Source organism: Micromonospora echinospora, from assembly GCF_900091495.1.
Taxonomy (GTDB): domain Bacteria; phylum Actinomycetota; class Actinomycetes; order Mycobacteriales; family Micromonosporaceae; genus Micromonospora; species Micromonospora echinospora.
In genome coordinates this window covers 5,468,005-5,489,821 of record NZ_LT607413.1, presented here as the reverse complement: position 1 = coordinate 5,489,821, position 21,817 = coordinate 5,468,005, and the positions used below count along the sequence as shown (strand labels likewise).

At 72.7% G+C, this 21,817-nt stretch carries 16 protein-coding genes and 1 pseudogene; 9 read left to right on the top strand and 8 right to left on the bottom strand.

The window, feature by feature from the left end; genetic code table 11:
* Positions 1 to 104 precede the first annotated feature (104 nt).
* From GA0070618_RS33655 to GA0070618_RS34865, 3 genes and pseudogenes are all read left to right on the top strand, one after another.
* A complete protein-coding gene (locus GA0070618_RS33655) occupies positions 105 to 314 on the top strand; it encodes a hypothetical protein (protein WP_157749001.1) in 210 nt (69 codons plus the stop codon).
* A 553-nt stretch (positions 315 to 867) separates the two neighbouring features.
* On the top strand, positions 868 to 1,383 hold the full coding sequence (locus GA0070618_RS24315) for a fascin domain-containing protein (RefSeq protein ID WP_088983689.1): 516 nt from the start codon (positions 868 to 870) through the stop codon (positions 1,381 to 1,383).
* A gap of 117 nt (positions 1,384 to 1,500) precedes the next feature.
* Positions 1,501 to 1,684: pseudogene (locus GA0070618_RS34865) on the top strand (IS701 family transposase); the annotation flags it as partial.
* Positions 1,685 to 1,826: 142 nt separating this feature from the next.
* Here GA0070618_RS34865 and GA0070618_RS24310 read toward each other — a convergent pair.
* Complete coding sequence (locus GA0070618_RS24310) at positions 1,827 to 2,297, bottom strand: hemerythrin domain-containing protein (RefSeq protein ID WP_088983688.1); 471 nt, start codon at positions 2,295 to 2,297, stop codon at positions 1,827 to 1,829.
* Between the two features lie 307 nt (positions 2,298 to 2,604).
* On the opposite strand from GA0070618_RS24310, the gene GA0070618_RS24305 reads away from it, so the two are divergent.
* The gene (locus GA0070618_RS24305; RefSeq protein ID WP_088985798.1) at positions 2,605 to 2,874 is read left to right on the top strand and encodes a DUF4352 domain-containing protein; all 270 of its coding nucleotides are present in this window, start codon (positions 2,605 to 2,607) and stop codon (positions 2,872 to 2,874) included.
* Between the two features lie 33 nt (positions 2,875 to 2,907).
* Positions 2,908 to 4,272 carry an MATE family efflux transporter gene (locus tag GA0070618_RS24300; protein ID WP_197701626.1) on the top strand — a complete coding sequence of 455 codons (1,365 nt, stop codon included), beginning with the start codon at positions 2,908 to 2,910 and terminating at the stop codon, positions 4,270 to 4,272.
* Positions 4,273 to 4,378: 106 nt separating this feature from the next.
* On the opposite strand, the gene GA0070618_RS24295 is transcribed toward GA0070618_RS24300, so the two are convergent.
* The 6 genes from GA0070618_RS24295 to GA0070618_RS24270 form a co-directional block, all read right to left on the bottom strand.
* A complete protein-coding gene (locus tag GA0070618_RS24295) occupies positions 4,379 to 4,873 on the bottom strand; it encodes an SRPBCC family protein (RefSeq protein WP_088983687.1) in 495 nt (164 codons plus the stop codon).
* Positions 4,870 to 5,232, bottom strand: a complete 363-nt coding sequence (locus tag GA0070618_RS24290) for a metalloregulator ArsR/SmtB family transcription factor (RefSeq protein WP_088983686.1) — start codon at positions 5,230 to 5,232, stop codon at positions 4,870 to 4,872. Before GA0070618_RS24290 ends, GA0070618_RS24295 begins: the two co-directional genes overlap by 4 nt.
* Positions 5,233 to 5,346: 114 nt before the next feature.
* Positions 5,347 to 5,592 carry a hypothetical protein gene (locus GA0070618_RS24285; protein WP_143740361.1) on the bottom strand — a complete coding sequence of 82 codons (246 nt, stop codon included), beginning with the start codon at positions 5,590 to 5,592 and terminating at the stop codon, positions 5,347 to 5,349.
* A 160-nt stretch (positions 5,593 to 5,752) separates the two neighbouring features.
* Positions 5,753 to 6,184, bottom strand: a complete 432-nt coding sequence (locus GA0070618_RS24280) for a hypothetical protein (protein ID WP_197701625.1) — start codon at positions 6,182 to 6,184, stop codon at positions 5,753 to 5,755.
* Positions 6,185 to 6,242: 58 nt separating this feature from the next.
* Positions 6,243 to 7,664, bottom strand: coding sequence for a condensation domain-containing protein (locus GA0070618_RS24275; protein WP_088983684.1), 1,422 nt, complete (start codon positions 7,662 to 7,664; stop codon positions 6,243 to 6,245).
* Positions 7,665 to 7,681: 17 nt separating this feature from the next.
* Positions 7,682 to 9,094, bottom strand: a complete 1,413-nt coding sequence (locus tag GA0070618_RS24270) for a condensation domain-containing protein (protein WP_088983683.1) — start codon at positions 9,092 to 9,094, stop codon at positions 7,682 to 7,684.
* 182 nt (positions 9,095 to 9,276) lie between these two features.
* Between GA0070618_RS24270 and GA0070618_RS24265 the strand changes: the two genes are divergently transcribed.
* The 4 genes from GA0070618_RS24265 to GA0070618_RS24250 are packed head-to-tail and all read left to right on the top strand — an operon-like array spanning position 9,277 to position 19,865.
* Positions 9,277 to 14,898 carry a non-ribosomal peptide synthetase/MFS transporter gene (locus GA0070618_RS24265; protein WP_231931436.1) on the top strand — a complete coding sequence of 1,874 codons (5,622 nt, stop codon included), beginning with the start codon at positions 9,277 to 9,279 and terminating at the stop codon, positions 14,896 to 14,898.
* Between the two features lies 1 nt (position 14,899).
* The gene (locus GA0070618_RS24260; RefSeq protein ID WP_088983681.1) at positions 14,900 to 16,414 is read left to right on the top strand and encodes a class I adenylate-forming enzyme family protein; all 1,515 of its coding nucleotides are present in this window, start codon (positions 14,900 to 14,902) and stop codon (positions 16,412 to 16,414) included.
* 26 nt (positions 16,415 to 16,440) lie between these two features.
* The gene (locus GA0070618_RS24255; RefSeq protein ID WP_197701624.1) at positions 16,441 to 19,593 is read left to right on the top strand and encodes a non-ribosomal peptide synthetase; all 3,153 of its coding nucleotides are present in this window, start codon (positions 16,441 to 16,443) and stop codon (positions 19,591 to 19,593) included.
* Positions 19,593 to 19,865, top strand: coding sequence for an acyl carrier protein (locus GA0070618_RS24250; RefSeq protein WP_088983680.1), 273 nt, complete (start codon positions 19,593 to 19,595; stop codon positions 19,863 to 19,865). The genes GA0070618_RS24255 and GA0070618_RS24250 overlap by 1 nt, the downstream gene beginning before the upstream one ends.
* A gap of 96 nt (positions 19,866 to 19,961) precedes the next feature.
* Here GA0070618_RS24250 and GA0070618_RS24245 read toward each other — a convergent pair whose 3' ends face one another.
* Positions 19,962 to 21,662 (bottom strand): amidase, encoded by a 1,701-nt coding sequence (locus tag GA0070618_RS24245; protein WP_088983679.1) that lies wholly within the window; start codon positions 21,660 to 21,662, stop codon positions 19,962 to 19,964.
* Positions 21,663 to 21,817: the final 155 nt, after the last annotated feature.

The following is a 21,817-nucleotide window of genomic DNA, read 5'->3' as shown; positions in this document are numbered from 1 at the left end:
GACGGGGCCTACCCGACACGAGGACGGGTCAGGCCGAGTGTGGTGGCGAGGCGGGTGAGATCGACCGGGTTCGCACCAGCACGGAGGACAGCCGCCAGGGCGGCGTGGGCAACGGGCCGGAGTCGCATCTCGGCCAAGGCGATGCGGTCGACGGCGACGAGTGCCCGGCCGGCGGGCCGGTGATCGCCGAGGTCGAGGTGAGCCCGGGTGATGTCGATCAGGTGGGCGGCCCGGTGTTCGGCGGGGAGCCGCGCCAGCAGCCCGGCCACGAAGTCCCGGACCCGGCGCCGTGGTTCCGACCGGGCAAAGCGTGATCCGACCGGGTCCATCAGCCCGTCAAACAACGCGGCCCATCGCTGAACGTCTACTCGGTAGGCGGCAGCCACCGCCGCATCCTGTTTGGTCCACACAACCTCAGGCTCGACGGTGGCTGCTCACTGTCGACGGACAAAACCACACCGTCACAGCAGGTCAGAACGGTTCTCCTGCTGAAGCATTAGCCCTATCCGGTTCCCAGGACGAGGGATTTTGCCATTTATTATAGGCGATCGTTGCTCGGCAGCGACTCGCCCACAGGTCAACAGCGGTCGAGCGTCAGCGCCAACCGCACTAATTAGTTGGCGGATTCGGCGCGACCAGAACTACTGGTGGAAAAGACGCGACGCTGATCGCGCTCGCACTCGGCTCTGACCAACCGGAACCGCCAGTCCTCGCCTCGGAGAATCCCGGCATGGTGTTGCATTTCGGTATTGTCACATCCGTCCGCCATCGTCGTTACGTTCGCCCTTCGCCAAACGCCAGGGTTCATCTCTCCGTGACGATCCGACTATCGTGAGTAAGAATTCCCGAAGAAGGAGAGGACCTCTCATGCCGTTGTCAGTGGCGGACCTCGCGGCGCTCGGAAACACACCGATCACGATCCTTTCGACGACCTTTCCGAACGTGTATCTGCGCATGGACGGCACCGGGGTGACGACCTGGAACGGGTCTGGCAGTGGGGTCGTCAACTGCCAATTTGGCGCGGGACCTTACGAGAAGTTCAAGGTTCTCCCGCAGGCCGACGGCTCGTTCGCCTTCGCGTCGGCGACCTTTTCGAACGTGTATCTGCGCATGGACGCCGCCGAGTTGCCGCAGATCCCCGGAGGGCCGGGCGGTGGGACCGTCAACTGCCAGGTCCACGTGGGTACCCACGAGACGTTCAAGCTTCTCCCGCAGGCAGGCGGCTCGTTCTCCTTCGAGTCGACGTTTTTTCCGAATTCGTTTCTGCGCCTGGTCGGCTTCGGGGTGACAGCCTCCACCAACGGTGGCGGTGGGGTAGTCAACTGCCAGTTCGGCGCCCCGGGTGGCGATCACGAAAAGTTCTTTCTCAACGTGGCCGCCTAGCCACGGACCCGTCAAGTCCCTGGAATGCCTTGGCTAAACGGCCCTGACCGGGCATGCCTGGTGTGGTGATGAGCGGATAGGGCTAATACTTCAGCAGGAGAACCGTTCTGACCTGCTGTGGCCGGATCACGCTTTGCCCGCCCGGAACCACGGCGCCGGGTCCGGGACTTCGTGGCCGGGCTGCTGGCGCCGTTGCCGGTCAAGAACTGCTGGACGATCGCGGAACACGCGGGCGACACCCGGTCCGGGCGGTATGCAGGACTTGATCGGCCGGGCCAGTTGGGATGACGCCTCCGCACGGCAAGCACCGCGGCGGCAGCGAGGCCTGCCCCGTCGATCATGGAGTTGTGGCGCACGGTCAGCGACCTTGGTGGAGGTTTGGCTGGTGCCCGAACTCGAAGATCGACGGGGCGAGGCGATGCGGGGCGGTGGGGGTGGGGCGACTACAGGGGTCCCAGGACTGCGCCTGGGTCCGCGTCGAGGTCCAGGGTCTTCAGCACGGCGAGGAGTTGCCGTTCCTCGTAACGGAAGTGCGACTCCATGATCGCCGCCAGCCCCTCCAGATGGCGCTCCAGTTCGGCGGGCGGGGCGGCCCGCGTCACGGCGTCCTGCAACCCGGACAACAGGTGAGCCATCATCGAGTGGTCCTGCCGCAGGTAGCGCAGCGCCTCGCGCAGTTCGGGGTGCTGCTCGGCGATCGCGGGGAACAGCTCGCGATCCTCACCCTCGTGGTGAGCGGTCAGGGCGGCGCAGAACCCGTGACAAAACAGCAGCAAATCTCTGGTCGCCGGTTCCGCCGGCTTGCCGGCCGCCAGGGCCTGTCGGGTCAGTGCCAACGCCTCGCGAAGCCTGTCGTGCACGTCGCGCAGCTCGCGATGCCAGGCCACCAGCCTGCTCTTCTCGCCCTCACGCATAGGTCGAGGGCGAAGGGACAACGATCATCGTCGCCGTATTCCCTTCGGTCCGGCGCCTCCATGCCTGACACGGTCTGCCACCGGCACGCGACGCTGGGGCTGACGCTACCACGCACGCTGCGGAACCCTGGTGGGGCCGGGCATCGGGGTCGGCTCGACAGCGGAACACCCGTTCGTCGAGCACGCCGCCTCCCTGTGGGCCGACGCAGAGTCCGCCGGCCCGCGGCACTAGCGAACCGCCGGGTGAGGCAGGCCAGGACAGTTGTGCGGGCGGTGAGCGGTGGCGCGGTTCCACAAGGAGGCGCAGATGTTCGACGGCAGTAGCCAGAAGGCGTACGCGGCCGACGACACCGAGTACTCTACCGACGGTGCTGCTGCCGCCTACGCCAACAAGAACGCCGAGACGTTCTTCGACGACATCGACCCCGGCAACCAGGTCACCGGCGTAATCGTCTTCGACATTCCGGAAGGCGTAGAGCTCACCAAGCTCGAACTGCACGACTCGCCGTTCTCCTGTCGACGGCCCTGGCACTGGCCGGCGGCGCAGCGGTACGGCGAGTGGCGTCCCGCACGCTGACTCATCCTGCTTCCGAGATGCCAGGAGGGCATCGTGCCGACGGTGGAGGGCTTCCTCAACCAGCGACGAACGGCGGGCCTCGGCGGCGACGGGTGGCGAATCGTCGCGGTGGCGGCTCCGCTGTACCTGTCGATGATCGCCGCGTCCGTCGGTTCGATGGTGGTCACGGCGGCACTGGGACGGTTCGACACGGCCGCCCTTGCCGCGTTCGCCCTGGCCAGTGCCGTCCACGTCCCCACCACGGCGGCGGTGACCGGCGCGGTGCGTGGTGTGCTGCCCTTCGTGTCGTCGGCCGCCCACGACCGCGACGGCGTGCTGTGCGTGGTCCGTGACGGCACGTGGCTAGCCGTCGCCGTCGGGGTGCCCGGTGCGGTCGCCGTGTCCGGTGTGCCGCTGCTGGCCCGCGTCGGCGGAGTACCGGCCGAGACGGTCGCCGAACTCGGGGTCCTCCCGCTGCTGCTGGCCGGATCCGTGCTGCTGGGATCGGTCGGGGCGATGGCCTCGTCGAGCCTGGTCGGGCTCGGTCGCACCAGGACCGTGATGCGGGCCGGTCTGGTCGCCGCGACGTGCGCCGCCGGCCTGTCGTCGCTGCTGGTCAACGGGTTCGGGCCGGTGCCCGCGCTCGGCCTGGCCGGTGCCGGCACCGCCGTGCTCGTCGCCAACCTGGCCGCCTGCGCCATGAACCTGTCCGGTCTGCGGTCGACGCTCGGCAATCCGCTGGCCGGTCTGGTGACGGTCCGTCCCGACCCGCGTCGGGTGCGGGAGCTGGCCACGGTCGGCATTCCGATGGCGGGCACTGTCCTGGTCAAGTTCGGGGTGCTCGGCCTCCTCGCCTTCGCCGCCGCCCGGATCAGCCCGCCCGCCACGGCGGCGCACGGGATCGCGACCTCGCTGGTCGGCCTGATCTTCACGGCGGCGGTCGCGGTCGGCCAGGCCGGCGTACCGCTCGTCAGCAGCCGGGCCACGGCGGGCGACCTCCCGGGCGCGCGGCGCGGGGTCCGGGCCGGGCTGGTGGTCACCACCGCCACCGTGGGTGCTTCGGGTGCCCTGCTGGTGATCCTGCGTCCGGTCTTCCTTCCCCTGTTCACCGACGACCCTGTGGTCCGCTCCCTCACGACCGTACTGGTGCCGGTCGTGGCGCTGGCCGTCCTCGGCGACGGGTTGCAGGCGGTCCTCGGGTTCGGTCTGACCGGACTCCGGCGCACGGCACCGAGCTTCGTGGTGTTCTCCGTCGCCTACGGCATCCTCGCTCTGGTCGCGCTGCCGGTCGCGTCGGCCACGGGCATCGTCGGGCTCTGGATCGCCCTCGTCGTGACCAACGCACTGGTCGCGCTCGGCCAGGGCACCGCGTTCCTGAGAGTCAGTGGCCGCCTGGGGGCAGCTGCGGAGACGCGGTGACCGGTAAGCGGAAAGGGCCGCGAGACGGAGCAGGCGGCGGCACGTCCGACGGCAACGGGAGCCACCACTCCCTGAGTGACGGCTCCGCCGCGACGGCGGCGTGCCGTCAGGAGCGCAGCCCGTCGTAGTACGGCTTCATCGCCGGGTAGTAGTCGCCGAAGTCGGGCAGGGCCGTGCCGTCGCGGGATGCGACCAGCAGGTCGAGGTAGTACTCCCAGCCGGGACCGACCTCGCCGATCGCCTCCTCCGTGTCGAGGTGGTGGGTGAACCGCAGCTCGGTCACTCCGTCGGCCTCGGCCAGCAGCATCTCCAGGCGCCACGAGCCCTGCTCGTCGAGCGTCGCGACGGCCAGCCGGCGGGGCGGTTCGCACGCCTCGATCAGCATGTCGCACCAGGGCTCCCCCTCCTCGTACGCCATCTGTACCCGGATGGTGCGGCCGGGCCCGGGGTCGCCCTCCCACGGGCCGAACCAGCGCGCGGTGCGATCCGGCTCGGTGAGGCTCGCCCAGACGTCCTCCATCGGGGCCCGGAAGGCGCGGGTCAGCACCAGGTCACTGCCGGCGTCCGTACGGAACAACCGGCCGACGGGTAGGCGGTTCATGCGGTCCTCTTCTTCTCGGCGGGGCGTCCGGTGCTGCCCCGGCGTTCGCGGCGGGTGCGGTACACCTCGGTCTCCAACGCGTCGAGGCGGTGCTCCCAGCCGCGCGGCTGGTCGAACCGGGCGAGCCACTCGACCAGGGCGGTGAACGGCTCGGACTCCAGCTGGTAGAGCCGCTGCCGGCCGACCAGTTCGTCGCGGACCAGACCGGCCTGGCGGAGCACCCGCAGGTGTCGGCTCACCGCAGGCCGGCTGACCGGGAAGTGGGCGGCGATGTCGCCGGCGGTCAGCCGCCCGTCCCGCAACATCTCCAGGATGTTGCGCCGGATCGGATCCGCGATCGCCTCGACCACCTCGTCCACACCCGGAAGCGTAACCTATAGGTTACGCGTCAGGCGACCCGCCGCACGGGTCACGGCCCCGGAGGGTAGAACCCAGGTTGCGCGTCGCCGACCGGGGACCTTGGGGAAGACAGTTCAGATCAGGAAATTCCACATCAGCAGCACACCGGGGATGAGCCCGGACAGTGCGAGCACGGCGAGCACCACGCAGCCCGAATGTGGGTTGGAGACGGCTCCGGTGTCAATGTTTCGCCTCAGGTTGGAGTTGGGGATGCGCACATCCCTTTTTCCGGCGTGGTAGTCCGCCCCCGCCTCCAGGCCCCAGCAGTACATGCATTCGCCCGAGTCCTTGCGCCTGCCGCACTTCGGACATTCGCTCATAGACGCCTCCTTGGAGTGTCGAGTTGACGGCTGACTGGCCGTTGAGGTGGTCAGGGTTTGGCCGGAGCGAGGCCCTCGAAGGCAGCCTTGGAGGCGTTCCGGGGCGCTGGCCAGCGCGTGGCCCACCGCCTGCGTCCGGCACCGGTGGAATCCAATCTCATCAACGCATATGCCGGCACTTGAGCGCTGTCGTCAAGGTGACCGGACGCCGGTCGTCCACCCCGACCCACCGGACGCTGCGGTGGTCGCCCGGCTTCGCGTGCAACGTCTTCTCCGCCGAGGCGAACGCGTCGAACAGCGCGAGCCCGGACGAACGGTCGACGTGCTCGTCGTCCCACGGCAGCAGGAACTGGACCGGCACGGTGATCTGCCGCGCGGCCATGATCACCGGTTCGTCCACGAAGAACCCGCCGCCGAAGATCGCGGCGGTGATCCGGGGCTCGGCCGCGGCCAGCCGCACCCCGATCGCCGTGCCCATCGCGATGCCCCCGCCGTAGCCGACCGGCGCGTCCGGGCCGATCTGCGGCAACACCCGCAGGGCGTCCAGCGTCGACCGCCATTCGGCGACGGCCTGTTCCGCCAGCGAGGCCACGAAGCGGAGGCTGGCCGCCGCGAACCGCGGGGTGTCAGGAGAGCCGTCCGGCCCACGGTCAGGGTGCCGCGGACCGGGCCGCCTGGACCAACCGGTCCTCGATGTCCCGCAGCAGCCGTTCCGCGCGGTCCGGTGGCAGGTGGACGGTGTCGGCGGTGACCGCCAGTTCCACCGCGCCGGGCGCGTCCATCACCTGGATCCGGCAGCGCCAGGCGAACCGGTCCAACTCCTCCAGCCAGCGGAAGGAGCCGGGGGTGCGCAGCGTCGGCTCGTCCGGTCCGGCCACGTCGGCCGGCACGTCGTGGGGCAGGCGGATGTCGTTGAGGTAGCAGAACGGGGCGAGCGCCGTGCCGTAGTCGTAGCCGTGGTCGGCGAAGCCCTGCGCGAGCGCGAGCGGATCGTAGTAGGCGTGCCGGTACCCGTCCAACGACGCCTGCCGGGCCCGCCGCAGCAACTCGGCGAAGTCCGGTCGGCCGGTGAGGTCGACCCGGCAGAGCCCGATCTGGTTGAGCTTGCTGATCGCGGTGTCGTACTCGGGCTGGAAGCGGTTGTTGGCCATGGTGAAGATGCCGACGGCCTCGGACCCGCCGCGGGCCTGGCCGGCGACCTCCGGTCCGCCGCCGGCCTGGAGCGCGGCGGCGGTGGCCGCGAGCAGGACGGTGGAGCTGCTTGTCCGGTGCCGGGCGGCGAGCAGCCGGGCCGCGTGGTGGATCGCCGGCGAGGTGAGCGCGCCGCGCCGGTAACGCGGGGTGAGCCCGGTCCCCACCGGTTCGGCGAAGCTGCCCGCCCCGAGCGTGGGGAACTGCCGGAGCCAGTACGCCACCGCCCGGTCGGACCGTCGCCGTTCGACCTGCCGTTCGCGGTCGGCCACGTCCAGCGACTGGAGACCCGGCGGGGTGGGCGCCGCCCCGCGCAACAGCAGCATCCGCAGGTCCCGGAGCACCGTCTCGGTGGCGTGGAAGTCGACGGTGGAGTGGCTGAAGACCACGACGACCTGTCGGACCAGCCCGTCGACGACCACCACGGCGGCCCGCAGCGGCCACTCGGCGGCGTGGTCGAACCGCGGGTCGCCGAAGCGCGCGGCGAGCGCGCCGGCCGCCACCTGCCCGTCCGGATCGGCCCCGGCGGCCGGCACGGTGTGCACCAGCACCGGCAGTCGCCCCTCGGCGGCGGCCACCTGGCGCAGCTCGCCGTCGCTCGGGCGGACCCGGGTGCGCAGCGACTCGTGCCGGCCGACCAGGGCGGCGAGCGCGCGTACCGCACGCGCCGGGTCCACCCCGGCCCGCCGCGAGACGGCGAGCGTACGACGCAGGTTCAGGAAGCTGTGCCGGGTGGACTCGAACTCCACCACCGCCCGCCACATCGCGCGCTGCCCCCAGGTCAGCGGCCCGGTGGCGGCCCGACCGCCGTGGAAGTCCGCGTACGCCATCTCCTCGGTGCGCGCCGTGGCCTGGTCCGTGGGTTGGGAAGTGAGCACCATTCAGGTTACCCCGGCGGTCAGCGGGGCAGGACGGGCGACGAGGGCGCCCAGGGCCAGGCCACCTCCCGGAAGACCGCCGTGACCAGCAGATCCTCCAGGTCGCGCAGGAACGGCTCGACCGACTCGACGGGCACGAACCGGGTGTCGACGCTGACCGTGACGCCCACCGCCCCCGGCTCGTCGACGACGTGGGTCAGCCGGTGCCAGGCCGCCTTGGCCATGCCGTCGATCCACTGGAAGCTGCTCTCCGCCATGGTGGCGCGCAGGTCGCTTTCGGTCACCGTCGGGGTCGTTCCGGCGCTTCCGCCGGCCAGCCGCACGTCGTTGAAATAGTAGTACGGCAGAAATGCGGTGGTCGGGTCGTGACCGTCCGCCAGTAAACGGTTCCGCAGGGCTACCGGATCGTAATAGGCGTGTCGGTACGCCCCCAGCGCACCGCGCCAGATGCGGGGCAGCAACTCGGTGAACGCGGGCCGGTCGCCCAGGTCCACCACGCATATTCCGATCTGCCCGAGATTCGCCACCGCGTCGGCGTACTCGGCCCGGAAACGGTTGTGCGCCATCGTGAAGAGACCACACACCGACGACCCGTCGCGGCCGGCGGCCAGCGCGGTGGTGGCGGCCAGCAGCACCGCGGAGGCGCTGACCCGGTGGCGGGCGGCGAGCAGCCGGGCCGCCCGGTCGGCGGCCGGGGAGACCAGCGTCCCCCGGCGCAGTCGCGGGGTCAGTTCGGGGTGGGTGGGGGTCATCGGCGGCTGCGGCAGCTGGGCGAGCGCCCGCGCCCAGTGTTCCACCGCTCGGGCGGAACCGTCCTGGTCCGGCCCGTGCTGGTCCCGGGCCACCTGCGCCGACTGCGGGCCGGGCGGGGTGGCGATCTCCCCCCGCAGCAGGAGCAGCCGCAGGTCCCGGAGCACCACCTCGACCCCGTACGCGTCCACGGTGGAGTGGCTGAAGACGATGACGATCTGGCGTACCCGGTCGTCGACGGTGACCAGGGCGACCCGCAGTGGCCACTCGGCCGCGTGGTCGAACGCGACGTCGGCGAGCCGCTCGGCCGCCGCCCCGGCCGCCGCCACGCCGTCCCCCTCACCGGGCACCACCAGCAGGGGCAGTTGGCCGGCCGCCGCAGTCTCCTGCCGGAACTCACCGTCGACCGACCGGACCCGGGTCCGCAACGACCCGTGCCGGCTGACCAGGGCTCCGAGCGCGCGGGTCACGCCGGGCAGGTCCGCGCGGACCCGCCCGGACACCGGCACGGTACGGCGCAGGTTCAGGAACCGGTGGTTCGCGACGGACCGCGCGGCGGCCCGGAACATGACGCCCTGCGCCCAGGTCGTCGGGGCCGTTTCGGTGCGCCCACCGCCGAACTCGGCCAGGACCAGCGTCTCGGTGGCCCACTCGGCCGGCACCACGGCATCCGCGAATCGCATTCCTGACGGTAAAACGACGCCCGGTCACCCGGATCGCTCGTTCGGGCTTTCCACAGTGCACGTCAGGGGCTCTTTCCCACGCCGGACAGGCGTCCGTCTGTGCGCCGTTCAGTTGATTACATGCGTCGTTTGCATTCGGCACACTGCTTGCCTCGCCCGCCATCGACGTAAGGCCTCGCCGCGTGACCAATGTAGACCTTCCGGCCCGGGTTGTCCGTTCCTCCTCGAATGGGATTCCCGACACCGTCGGGGCGAGCCCGTCGTTGTCGTTCGGCCAGGAGCGGATCTGGTTCACCGAACAACTGACTCCCGGCACGGCGGGCTACCTCGTCTACGCGACGCTGCGGTTGACCGGTCCCCTCGATCCGGACCTGCTGACCGCCGCCATCGACGCCACCGCCGGACGGCACGACAGCCTGCGGATGCGGTTCACCGAGAACGAGCTCGGCGAGCCGGTGGTCGAGGTGGTGCCCGCCGTGCAGGTGCCGGTCACCGTCACCGGCGTGGTCGACGAGACGACCGCCCGTGCCCTGGTGGCCGAGTCCGCACGCACCCCGTTCGACCTGGCCACCGCTCCCCTGCTGCGGGCGCTGGTGATCCGGCTCGGCGACGACGACAACGTGCTGCACCTGGCCATGCACCACATCGTCAGCGACGGCTGGTCGCTGGACCTGCTGCTCACCGAGATCGCCACGCTCTACGGCGCACTGCGCGACGGCGGTCCGGTGCCCGCGCCGCCGACCGTCTCGTACGTCGACTACGCGGCGTGGCAGCGGCACCGCGTCGACGGGCCGGACGCCGGGTCCGAGCTGGCCTGGTGGACCACGGCGCTGGCCGGGGTGCCGGCGCTGGAACTGCCCACCGACCGGCCCCGCCCGGCCGTACAGACGTACGCCGGGGCCACCCACCGCTTCCGGATCGACGCCGACCTCACCACCGGGCTGCGCGAGCTGGCCCGTAGCCAGCGGGCCACCCTCTACATGACGCTGCTCACGGGTCTCCAGGCGCTGCTGTTCCGGCACAGCGGCCAACGGGACTTCGCCATCGGCTCGCCGGTGGCCGGCCGCGTGGTGCCCGAGTTGGAGAGCCTGATCGGGCTCTTCGTCAACACCCTGGCGATGCGCGCGGACCTCTCGCCGAGCGGAGCCTCCGCCGACTCCCCCGGCGAGGAGCCGAGCTTCGCGACGCTGCTGCGCCGGACCCGCACCGGGGTGGTCAAGGCGCTGGCGCGCCAGGAGGTGCCGTTCGAGCGCCTGGTCAAGGAACTGAACGTGACCCGGGACGTGAGCCGGTCGCCGGTGTTCCAGGTGCTGTTCACCCTCCAGAACTACGACCGGGGCAGCGGAAGCCGGTGGCCCGCCGGGCTGATCGCCGAGAGCTTCGGCGCCGACGGCAACGCCGCCCGGTTCGACCTGTCGCTGTACCTCGGCGAGGTCGACGACGGCCTGCGGGGGATGTTCGTCTACAACACCGACTTGTTCGACGCGGCCACCGTCGACCGGTTGGCCGAGCGGTTCACCACCCTGCTCCGCGCGGCGGTGGCCCGCCCGGACCTGCCCATCGTCGACCTGGACCTGCTGGAGGCCGGCGAGCGGGACCGGGTGCTGGCGTTCAGCGCGCCGGACGCGCCGGCAGCGCCCGCCGTCGCGGTGACCGGCACCGCCACCACCCTGGCCGACCTGGTGACCCCGCACGTGGCGGCCACCCCGGACGCGCCGGCCGTGATCTGCGGCCCGGACGCGGTGGCCTACCGGGACCTGGACCGGCGGGCCAACCGGCTGGCCCACTGGCTGCGCTCCCGCGGCGTCGGCCCGGACGCGCTGGTCGGCGTGCTGCTGGAGCAGTCCGCCGAGCTGGCCGTGGCGCTGCTCGGCGTGCTGCGGGCCGGCGGGGCGTACCTGCCCCTGGATCCGGAGCAGCCGCCGAACCGGCTGGCCGCCATGCTCGCCGACGCCCGGCCGACGGTGGTGCTGACCAGCGACGACCTGCGCGACCGACTCGCCCCGACCGACCCGGCGATCCCGGTCCCGGCGGCCCCGGCCTGCCTCGACGAGATCGCCGGGGAGGTGGCCGGCTGCCCGGAGACCGCGCCGGACGCCGACGTCCACGGCGGGAACCTGGCCTACGTCATCTACACCTCCGGGTCCACCGGCACTCCGAAGGGGGTGGCGGTGGCGCACCGGCAGGTGTTGCGCTACCTCGACGGGGTGGCCGACCGGTTCGGCGTCGTCCCGGCCGGCCGCTACGCGCTGCTCCAGTCGATGTCGTTCGACTTCAGCGTCACCATCTTCTACCTGGCCCTGGCCACCGGTGGGGTGGTGCACCTGCTCCCCCGGCGCGGCACCGGCGCGGAACTCGCCGAACAGTTGCGGGAACACCGGATCGACTACCTGAAGATCACCCCGTCGCACCTGGCGGCGTTGACCGCCGACGCCGAACCGGCCGAGCTGCTGCCGGCCCGGGCGCTGATCCTCGGTGGCGAGGCCTCCGACCTGGCGCGGGTGCGGCCGCTGGCCGCCGCCGGCCCGGCCCGGGTGTTCAACCACTACGGACCGACCGAGGCGACGGTCGGCATCGCCACCCACGAGGTGGCCGCCGACGGGGACGACAGCGGACCGGTGCCGACCGGCCGGCCGCTGCCGTACGCCCGGGTGCACGTGCTCGACGACCGGATGCGTCCGGTGCCGATCGGCGTGCCCGGCGAGATCCACCTCGGCGGGGACCGGCTCGCCCGGGGCTACCTCAACCGTCCTGGGCTGACCGCCGAGCGGTTCGTGCCCGACCCGTTCGGGCCGCCCGGCGCCCGCCTCTACCGCACCGGTGACCTCGGCCGGTGGCGGGCCGACGGCCAGTTGGTGTTCCTCGGGCGCACCGACCACCAGGTCAAGATCCGGGGTTACCGGGTGGAGTTGGGCGAGGTGGAGGCCGCGCTGCGCGACTGCCCGCCGGTGCGCCAGGCGGTGGTGGTGCTGCGCGACGACCGGCTGGTGGCCTACCTGGAGCCGGTGCCCGGCGCGGACACCCCGGAGGCCACCGAGCTGCGCCGCACGCTCGCCGACCGGCTGCCGGACCACATGGTGCCGCAGCGGTTCGTCTGGTTGGCGAAGCTGCCGTTGCAGGAGCACGGCAAGGTGGACCGCCGGGCGCTGCCCGAGCCGACCGTCGAGACGCCGACCGGCGAGCGGGTCGCCCCGGTCGGCCCGGTGGAGAACCTGGTCGCCGGGATCTGGCGGGAGGTGCTCGGGCTGGCGGAGGTCGGGGCCACCGACGACTTCTTCGACCTCGGCGGGCACTCGCTGCTGGCCACCCAGGTGGTGGCCCGGCTGCGCCGGGAGCTGCCGGCCGCCGAAGGCGCCGCCCCCCGGGTCAGTGTGATGGACCTGTTCCGCCACCGGACGGTCCGCGAACTCGCCGCCCGGGTGTCGACGGCCGACGCCGAGCCGGTCGGCCTGCTGCACGAACTGACCCCGCCGGTGCCGGTCGCCGAACGGGTCGCCACCCTGGTCTGCGTCCCGTACGGCGGCGGCAGCGCGGTGGTGTACCAGCCGCTCGCGGACGCCCTGCCGCCCGGCTACCGGCTGCTGTCGGTCTCCATGCCCGGCCACGACATCGGCCTGGCCGACGACCCGGCCCCGATCGACGAGGTCGCCGGGGACGTGGTCGCGGAGATCCTCGCCCGGGTCGAGGGTCCGCTGGTGCTCTACGGGCACTGCGGTCCCGGCGGGGCCCTCGCGGTCGAGGTGGCCCGGCGGCTGGAGGCGGCCGGCCGGGAGCTGACCGCGGTCTACCTCGGTGCGGTGTTCCCCTTCGCCCGGCCGGTGGGCGGGCTGCTCGGTCCGCTGCTGCGCCTGCGCCTGTCCGAGCGGATCCGCAGCGACCGGATCTACCGCACCTGGTTGCAGGCCCAGGGCACGTCGATCGGCGCGTTGGACCCGGACGAGGTGGCGTTCCTGATCCGGGCGATGCGGCACGACGCCCAGGTCTCCGAGGAGTACTTCACCGAGCTGATGGAACGGCGGGTGACCCCGCTTCGGGCGCCGGTGATCTCGGTGGTCGGCGACCGGGACCGGGGCACCGAGTTCCACGAGGAGCGGTTCCGGGAGTGGCACTTCCTCAGCGACCGGACCGCGCTGGCGGTGATCGACGAGGGCGGGCACTACTTCCTCAAGTACCGGGCCGGGGAGCTGGCCGAGATCGTCACCGGTGTGCACCACCGGATCGCCGACCCGGCCGGCGTCGACGGTCCGCCCCCGGCCGACGCGACCGGGGCGTCCGTGCCGGACGGGTCGGATCCACCCTGGACGCTGGCCGCCGTGTCCGATCGCGGGCGCGAACCGGCGTCGTCTCCCGGCCCGGCCGCGCCGCCGGACCGGCCGGAGCGGCCCGGTGGTCGCCGCCGGACCGCCGACCGGGACCCGCAGCCGAGCATGGCCCGGTTCGGCCTGGTCGCGGCCGGTCAGATCGTGTCCAGTACGGGAACCGCGCTGACCAACTTCGCCATCCCCCTCTGGATCTACCTGGAGACCGGGTCACTGGCCCGGTTCGCGCTCTTCGCGGTGCTCGGGCTGGTGCCCGGCCTGCTGGTCGCCCCGATCGCCGGCGCGCTGATCGACCGCACCAGCCGACGCAAGGTGCTGCTGCTGGCCGGCACCGCCGCCGGGGCGGCCAACGCCGCGCTGGCCGCGCTGGTGCTCACCGACCGCATCCAGGTCTGGCACTTCTACGTGCTGGTGGGCTGGCTCTCGGTGGCCCTGTCGTTCCAACGGCTGGCGTTCGTCTCCGCCGTACCGCAACTGGTGCCGAAACGCTTCCTCGGCCACGCCAACGGACTGGCGCAGACCGCCACCGGCATCACCCAGTTCCTGGTGCCGCTGATCGCGGTGGCCCTGCTGGAGGCGGTCGGCCTCGCCGGCATCCTGGTCATCGACGTCGCGTCGTACGTGTTCGCGATCGGGGTGCTGCTGCTCCTCCGGTTCCCCCGGACGCTGGCCTTGCAACGCCGGGAGGGCATCGGCGAGGAGATCCTCGGCGGCCTGCGCTACTCGGTGCGCCGCCGCGAGTTCCGGTCCATGCTGGTCTTCTTCGCCGCGCTGAACCTGTTCCTGTTCCCGGTGCTCTACCTGCTCTCCCCGCTGGTGCTCGGCTTCGCCGAGCTGGCCGAGGTGGCCAAGGTGGCGCTGACCGGCGGGGTCGGCGCCGCCGTCGGGGGCGTGGTGATGCTCGTCTGGGGCGGCCCCCGCCGCCGGCGGATGCGGGCGGTGCTGCTGGGCACCCTCGGCATCGCGGTGGCCTGCCTGGTCACCGGGCTGCGGCCCAGCCTGGTCACGGTCGCTGCCGGCGCGTTCGGCGTCTACCTCGCGCTCGGCATCGTCAACGGCGTCTACAACACGATCATCCAGACCAAGGTGCCGCCCCGGTTCCACGGCCGGGTGTTCGCGCTCAACCAGATGGTGGCCTGGTCCACCATGCCGCTGGGCTGGGGGGTGATCGCCCCGTTCGCGTCGCAGGCCCTGGAGCCGCTGCTGATGCCCGGTGGCGCGCTGGCCGGCAGCGTCGGCGCGGTGATCGGGGTCGGGCCGGGTCGGGGCATCGCCCTGCTCTACCTGGTCTTCGGCGGGTGCATCGCGCTCACCGCGCTGGTGTCGCTGCGCACGCCGGTGCTGGCCCGGTTCGACGACGAGGTGCCGGACGCCCCGCCGGACGACCTGATCGGCATCGAGGCCCGACAGGCGCGTGCCGCCGGAGTCCAGCCGTCGCCGGTCGGCACCGCGACCGGCGACGTGACGGCACGGAGGGCGGCCTGACATGAGCGCCGCGACGCCCGTCCGCCGGCCGGCCCCGCCGGCCGCCCGGACCGTGCCCGAGCTGCTGACCTGGCGTCACGGCGTGCACCCCGACCGGGTGGCGGTCGAGGTGCACGGGGTGGCCGCGTTGACCTTCGCCGAGTGGGAGTCCGACGCGACCGCCGTGGCCCGGTCGCTGCTGCGCCGTGGGATCCGCCCCGGCGACCGGGTCGGGCTGGTCTTCGGCCCGGCCGGCTGGACGGAGTACGCGGTGGCGTACTGCGGGGTGCTGCGGGCCGGCGCGGTGGCGGTGCCGTTGTCGGACCGGCTCGCCGCCGGCCAGCTCGACCACGCGCTGACCCACTGCGCGGCGGGCGCGCTGGTGCACGGAGGTGACACCGCCGCGCCGGCGCCGGCCGGCGTGCCGGTGTGGACCGTGGCCGAGCTGCGCGCCGAGCGCGGCGACGAGGTGGAACTGCCGACGGTCCGCCCGGCCGACCTGGCCCAGATCCTCTACACCTCGGGGACGACCGGCCGGCCCAAGGGGGTGGGAGCGAGTCACGCCAACCTGACCGTGGGCGCGCCCAGCCACGTCCGGCGGCTGGCGTTGGCCCACTCCGAACGGTTCCTGCACGCCTTCGCGATCGGCACGAACGCCGGGCAGACCATGCTGTTCAACGCGCTCACCGCCAAGCCGACCGCGCTCACCCTGCCCCGGTTCACCCCGCTGCGGTTCGCCCGGGTGATCGAGACGGCCGGCGTCGGGACGCTGTTCGTGGTGCCGTCGGTCGCGATCGAGCTGCTCGACTCCGGGGCGCTGCGGGACCGGGACCTGTCCGGCGTACACCTGGTCGGGTCGACCGCGGCGGCGCTGCCACCGGCGGTGGCGGCCCGGCTGGCGGCGGCCCTCCCGGCGGCCACGATCGTCAACTACTACACGTCCACCGAGGCGGCCCCGGCCCAGACCACGATGATCTACGACCCGGCACGGCGGGACGCGGTGGGCCGCCCGGTCGGCGGGCAGCTGATGATCGCCGGCCCCGACGGGGATCCACTGCCGGTCGGGGCGACCGGGGACGTGTGGCTGCGGGCCCCGCATCCCCGGGCCTACTACCGCGACGAGGCGGCCAACCGGGCCACCTTCCGGGACGGGTGGGTGCGGATGGGCGACGTCGGCCGGTTGGACGCCGACGGCTATCTGTATCTCACCGACCGGCACCAGGACGTCATCAAGTCCGGCGCGTTCAAGATCTCCTCGCTGGAGGTCGAGGCGGCCCTGCACGAGCACCCCGGGATCACCGGGGCGGCCGTGGTGGGGGTGCCGCACCCGGTGCTCGGCTCGGCGGTGGCCGCCGTGCTGGTGCCCCGCCCCGGCACGGCCCCGGACGAGCTGTCCCTGGCCGCGCTGCGCGGCTTCCTCGCCGACCGGCTCGCCGACTACCAGCTGCCGTCGCGGGTGCTGCTGGTCGACGAGCTGCCCCGCAACGCGGGCGGCAAGGTTCTCAAGCGCCACCTGACCAGCCAGTTCGACAACTGACCACCCGAAGATCGTTGGGAGAGCACGTGGGCACCGCCGAGGCGACATACGCGCAGCACGCCGTCTGGTTCACCGAGCAGGCCGGGGTGGCCGGCACGGCGTACCACATGGCGCTCGGCGTCCGGTTCGGCGCCGAGCTGGACCGGTCGGCGCTGGTCGAGGCGTGTGCGGTGGTGACCGCGCGGCATCCGGTCCTGGCGACCCGGGTCGTCGCCGACCACGACGGCACGCCGCGACTCGTCCCGGCCGACGGACGGCCGGCGGTGACCTTCGGCGAGCTGACCGACGACCGGACCGCCGAGGAGATCGCCCGCCGTTACGACCCGGCCAGCGGGCCGCTGTCCCGGTTCACGCTGCTGACCGGGGCGGACGGGACGCACCTGCTGCTGGTCACCGCGCACCACCTGGTCTTCGACGGGATGAGCAAGGACGTGCTGGTCCGGGACCTGGCCGCCGCCTACGCCGCCGCGCTCACCGGCACGCCGGCCGAGTTCGCGCCGACCGACGACGGGTACCCGGCGCACGCGACCGCCGAGCGGGAGCGGGTGGAGGCCCGACTGCCGGACGCCCGGGCGTACTGGGAGCGGCACTGGTCCGGCCCGGGTGACGTGGTCCTGCCCGGCCTGCGGCGAGTGCCGACCGCCGCCGAGCCGGGCGCGACGGTCGAGGTGGGGCTCCCCGGCGAACTGGTCGAGGGCGTCGACCGGACCGCCCGGTCGCTCGGGGTGACCCGGTTCGAGGTGCTGCTCGCCGTGGTGCACGCGCTGCTCGCCCGGTACGGCAACCGGGACGTGCCGGTCGGGGTGGGGCTCTCCACCCGGACCGCCGCCCAGGCCGACCAGGTCGGGCTCTTCGTCAACGAGCTGCCGGTCGGGGTCGCCCCGGCCACCGGCGACGTCGCCGGGTACGTCCGCGCGGTCCGGGCCCGGCTCCGCGAGCTGTACCGGTTCCGGGACGTGCCGCTGGCCCACGCGGTCTCCGGGCTGCGGCCGGCACCGGCGCTGACCCCGGTGTCGGTCGGCTACCGGCGGCGCGGCGCGGAGCCGACCTTCACCGGCGTGTCGAGCCGCGTCGAGTGGACGCTGTTCGGCGGCGCGGCCCGCAACGCGCTGCACGTGCAGATCGTGGACGCCCCGACCGGGCTGACCGTGGGCTTGCAGTACAGCCCGGCGGCGATCGACGCCGACTCGGTGGACCGCATCGGCGGACACCTGCGGACCATGCTCGCCGCCGTCGTCACCGACCCCGGGCAGCCGGTGGCCGGGCTGCCGCTGCTGCCCGCCGGGGAACGCGACCGGGTGCTGCGGTCCTGGAACGACACCGGGCGGACGTACCCGCTCGACGCCACCGTGCCGGCGCTGGTCGCCGAGCGGGTCCGCACCGATCCGGACGCGGTGGCCGTGGTCGACGGCGACCGGACGCTGACCTACGCCCAGCTCGACGCGGCCAGCGCCCGGCTGGCCGGGCTGCTGGGCGACCGGGGGGTCGGCCCGGGAACCCTGGTCGCGGTCGCCCTGGACCGGTCCTGGTCGGCGGTGGTGACGCTGTTGGCGGTGCTCCGCCGTCGGGCGGCGTACCTGCCGGTCGATCCCGGTCACCCGGTGGCCCGGCAGGAGCTGGTCCTCGCCGACGCCGCCCCGGCCCTGGTGGTGACCACCGCCGCCACGGGCGCCCGGCTCGACCCGGCCCGGCCGGTGCTGGTGCTCGACGGGGTCGACCTGGACGCCCCCGCCGGTGCCGACGACGTGCCGCCGGCCGACCCGCCGACCGCCGACGACCTGGCCTACGTGCTCTACACCTCCGGTTCGACCGGCCGTCCGAAGGGGGTCGCCGTCCGGCACGGCGCGCTGGCGAACCTGCTGCTGGCGGTGCGGGACACGCTGGACAGCCGGCCGGAGCACCGCTGGCTGCACCTGACCTCGTTGTCGTTCGACATCTCCGGGGTGGAGATCTTCCTGCCCCTGGTCACCGGTGGCCGGGTGGTGGTCGCCTCGGCGGTGAGCGCGCTCGACGGGGCCGGGGTGCTGCGGCTGGTCCGCGACGCCGGGGTGACCCACGTGCAGGCCACCCCGTCCGGGTGGCGGGTGCTGCTGGAGGCGGGACTCGGCGGGACCCCGGACGCGGTGACGCCCGAGCCGCTGGTGGCGGTCACCGGTGGCGAGGCGCTGCCGGTGACGCTGGCCCGGGACCTGCGGGCCCGGGTGGACCGGCTGGTCAACGGGTACGGCCCGACCGAGGCGACGATCTACGCCACCATGGCCGACATCCCGGCCGACCCGGACGAGGTGACCATCGGCCGGCCGCTGCCCAACACCCGCGCCTACCTGCTCGACGACGACCTGCGGCCGGTGCCGGTGGGACTTCCCGGTGAGCTGTGCCTCGCCGGTGCCGGGCTGGCCGCCGGTTACCTGGGCCGCGACGACCTGACCGCCGAGCGCTTCGTCACCGTGGCCCTCGGCGCGGGCGAGGACGCCGACGCCGGTGGTCCGGACGGAAACGTCGACGGTCCGGTCGGGGCGACCGGGGGCGTCGAGCGGATCTACCGCACCGGGGACCGGTGCCGCTGGCAGCCGGACGGCCGGATCGCCTACCTGGGCCGGGCCGACGACCAGGTCAAGATCCGGGGGCACCGGGTCGAGCTGGGCGAGATCACCGCCCGGCTGTTGGACCACCCGACAGTCGCCGAGGCGGTGGTGCTGCTGCACGACCCGGTCGACGGCGACCCGCGCCTGGTGGCGTACCTGGTGCCCCGCCCGGGAGCGGGCGCGCCGGAGCCGGCCGACCTGCGCGGGCACCTGGCGCTCACCCTGCCCCCGGTGATGCTGCCGGCGGACTGGGTGGTCCTGGACCGGTTGCCGGTCGGGCCGAACGGCAAGGTCGACCGGGCGGCGCTGCCCGCGCCGTCCGCCCGCGACACGGCGGTCGCCGCCGAGTCGGCGACCGCCGTCGACCCGCTGGTCGAGACGCTTCAGGAGATCTGGCAGGACGTGCTGAAGATCCCGGACATCGGCCCGCACGAGGACCTGTTCGACCTGGGCGGGCACTCGTTGACGATCACCCGGATCAGTGGCCGGATCGTGCAACGACTCGGCGTCGAGGTGCCGCTGGACGCGTTCTTCGACACCCCTACCATCGCGGAGATCGCCGAGATCATCCGGCAGTCCGGAGAGGAGTTCTGATGGGTGTCACCCCCGAGCTGCGGCAACGCGTCGCCGAGCTGGTCAGCACGGCAACCGGCGGCGAGGTGTCCGTCGCCGACCTGATGGCCGGCGGCTCGATGGTCGCGTTGGGCCTGGACTCGCTGGGCCTGCTGCGTCTCGTCGACGCGATCGAGCTGGAGTACGGCGTCGAGGTCGACCTCCAGGCCCCGGGCCGGGGTCTGGACACGCTGGACGAGCTGGCCGCCCTGGTGGCCGAGGCGCGACCGGAGCAGAGCGCGGCCGTGCGGTAGGCCGAGTGGGCCAGCACGGCAGGGGTGCCTGCCTCGCGGTCGCGAGGCAGGCACCCCTTTCGGACGGACGACAGGCTGAGGCAGCGCTGTTCCTGACTACCGCGGGTAGCGGTGGTACCAGGGGTTGTGCCTTTCGTAGGCAGCGGCGGCGGTGATGACCTCGTCGTCGCGCTTCATTCGACCGATGACCTGCAGACCGACCGGCAGATCCGGGCCCTGGAGGGGGTTCGGCGCGAAGCCGGCCGGCAGGCTCATCGCCGGATGGCCGCTGAAGTTGACCGGATAGGTCAGGCACCAACCGATCTGCGGATCGACGGCGACACCGTTGACGGCCGACGGGCCGAGGGTGTTGCCGTCGTCCGCGTTCGGGACGCCCACGACGGCGATCGTCGGCGTGACGATGTAGTCGTACGTCCCCAGGACGACGTTGAGCTTGTGCAGCACGTCGGCGCGCAGGAAGTCCAGGTGCCGGTACTCTTCGGCCAGGAGCCGCTCCGACCGGTCGAGCATGGCGGCGAACTCCGGGGTCAGCTGCTCCTTGTGCTCGCGCAGGTCCATCGGAATGCCGAACTCCAGGAACAGGTCCCGGGCGTGGCCGTACAGTCCGGCCTGCATGAGGACCCAGGTGTCGGCGAAGTGCTGGCTGGTCAGCGGCCGCCGGTTCCGGCCGCCCAGATCGGTTACCTGGATCTCGTCGAGCCCCAGCTTCACCTGGTCGACCCTTGCCCCGGCCCGCTCGAAGGCCTGGAGTGCCTGGCGGACGACACGCTCGACCGACGCCTCCACCGGGAACAGGTCCATGTCCGGTGAGTAGGCGATGCGCCTACCCGCGAGCGGACTCTTCCCGTCCACGCCCGCCCGGAACGCGCCGACGTAGTCCAGCAAGCCGTCCATGCTCAACGGGTCGCCCTCGGAGGGACCGCTGATCGCCTGCATCAGCATGGCCACGTCCGCCACCGTCCGTGCCATGGGCCCGGGGGTGAAGAACGGCGCTGCGGCGATCGGCGGCGCATCCTGTGGCCAGCGGCCGACACTCGGCTTCAGTGCCGCGATGTTGCACATGGCCGCCGGGATGCGAACGCTGCCACCCGCGTCGGAGCCCTGGGTGAGGGCCGTCATGAAGGAGGCCACGGCCGCAGCCGCCCCGCCGCTGGAGCCACCGGCGTTGAACCGGGGGTCGAACGGGGTGCCCGTCGGGCCGTGGACCTTGTTGTCGGTGGTGCCCTTGTGGCCGAACTCGGGCGTGTTGGTCTTGCCCGGCACCACCACGCCCGCGTCGAGTGCGCGCTGGATGTACACCGCGGTGAAGGGCGGCACGAAACCCAGGTCCGCCATCGGCTTGGAGCCGAAGTCGTTGGGCACGCCCGCCAGGAAGTCGAACAGCGCCTTGACGCCGAAGGTCAGCCCCTCCAGCATCCGTGGCCGGCCCTGCCGGTACCGTTCGTCGGACCGCACCGCGGCTTCACGCGCCAACGCCTCCGTGACGTGCACGAAGGCGTTCAATCTCGGGTTGACCAGCCGCAGCCGGCGCAGGTGCGCCTCGGTCAGATCCACCGCCGAGACGCGGTTCTGGCTGCGGCCCAGCAGCGCCAGCTGCTCGTAGGCAGGCAGGAACACCAGTTCGTCGGCTGCGGGTATCGCCTTCTTGACGTCGCCGTACTGGGCGAACCGCCGTAGCAGCCAGCTCCAGTTGTCGGATGGGGTGCTAGCGCTCGCCGGCTGGGACACCAGTCCCGAACCGGCGACCGCAGCCGTCGAGCTTGCCAGCGCGATGACACGCCTACGGGTCAACCGCATGAAGGGGTCCTCTCTGGAACAGCAAAAAAAGGTGGGGGTGGAGAAGGGTCTCGCTGCTGTCTACTCCGCCGTGCGAAGACTGTCCACGGTCGCCTCACCTGCTGGAATGTGCCCTGGGGCCCGGTGCGCCGAGCGGCGCGGCCACCGATGCCGTC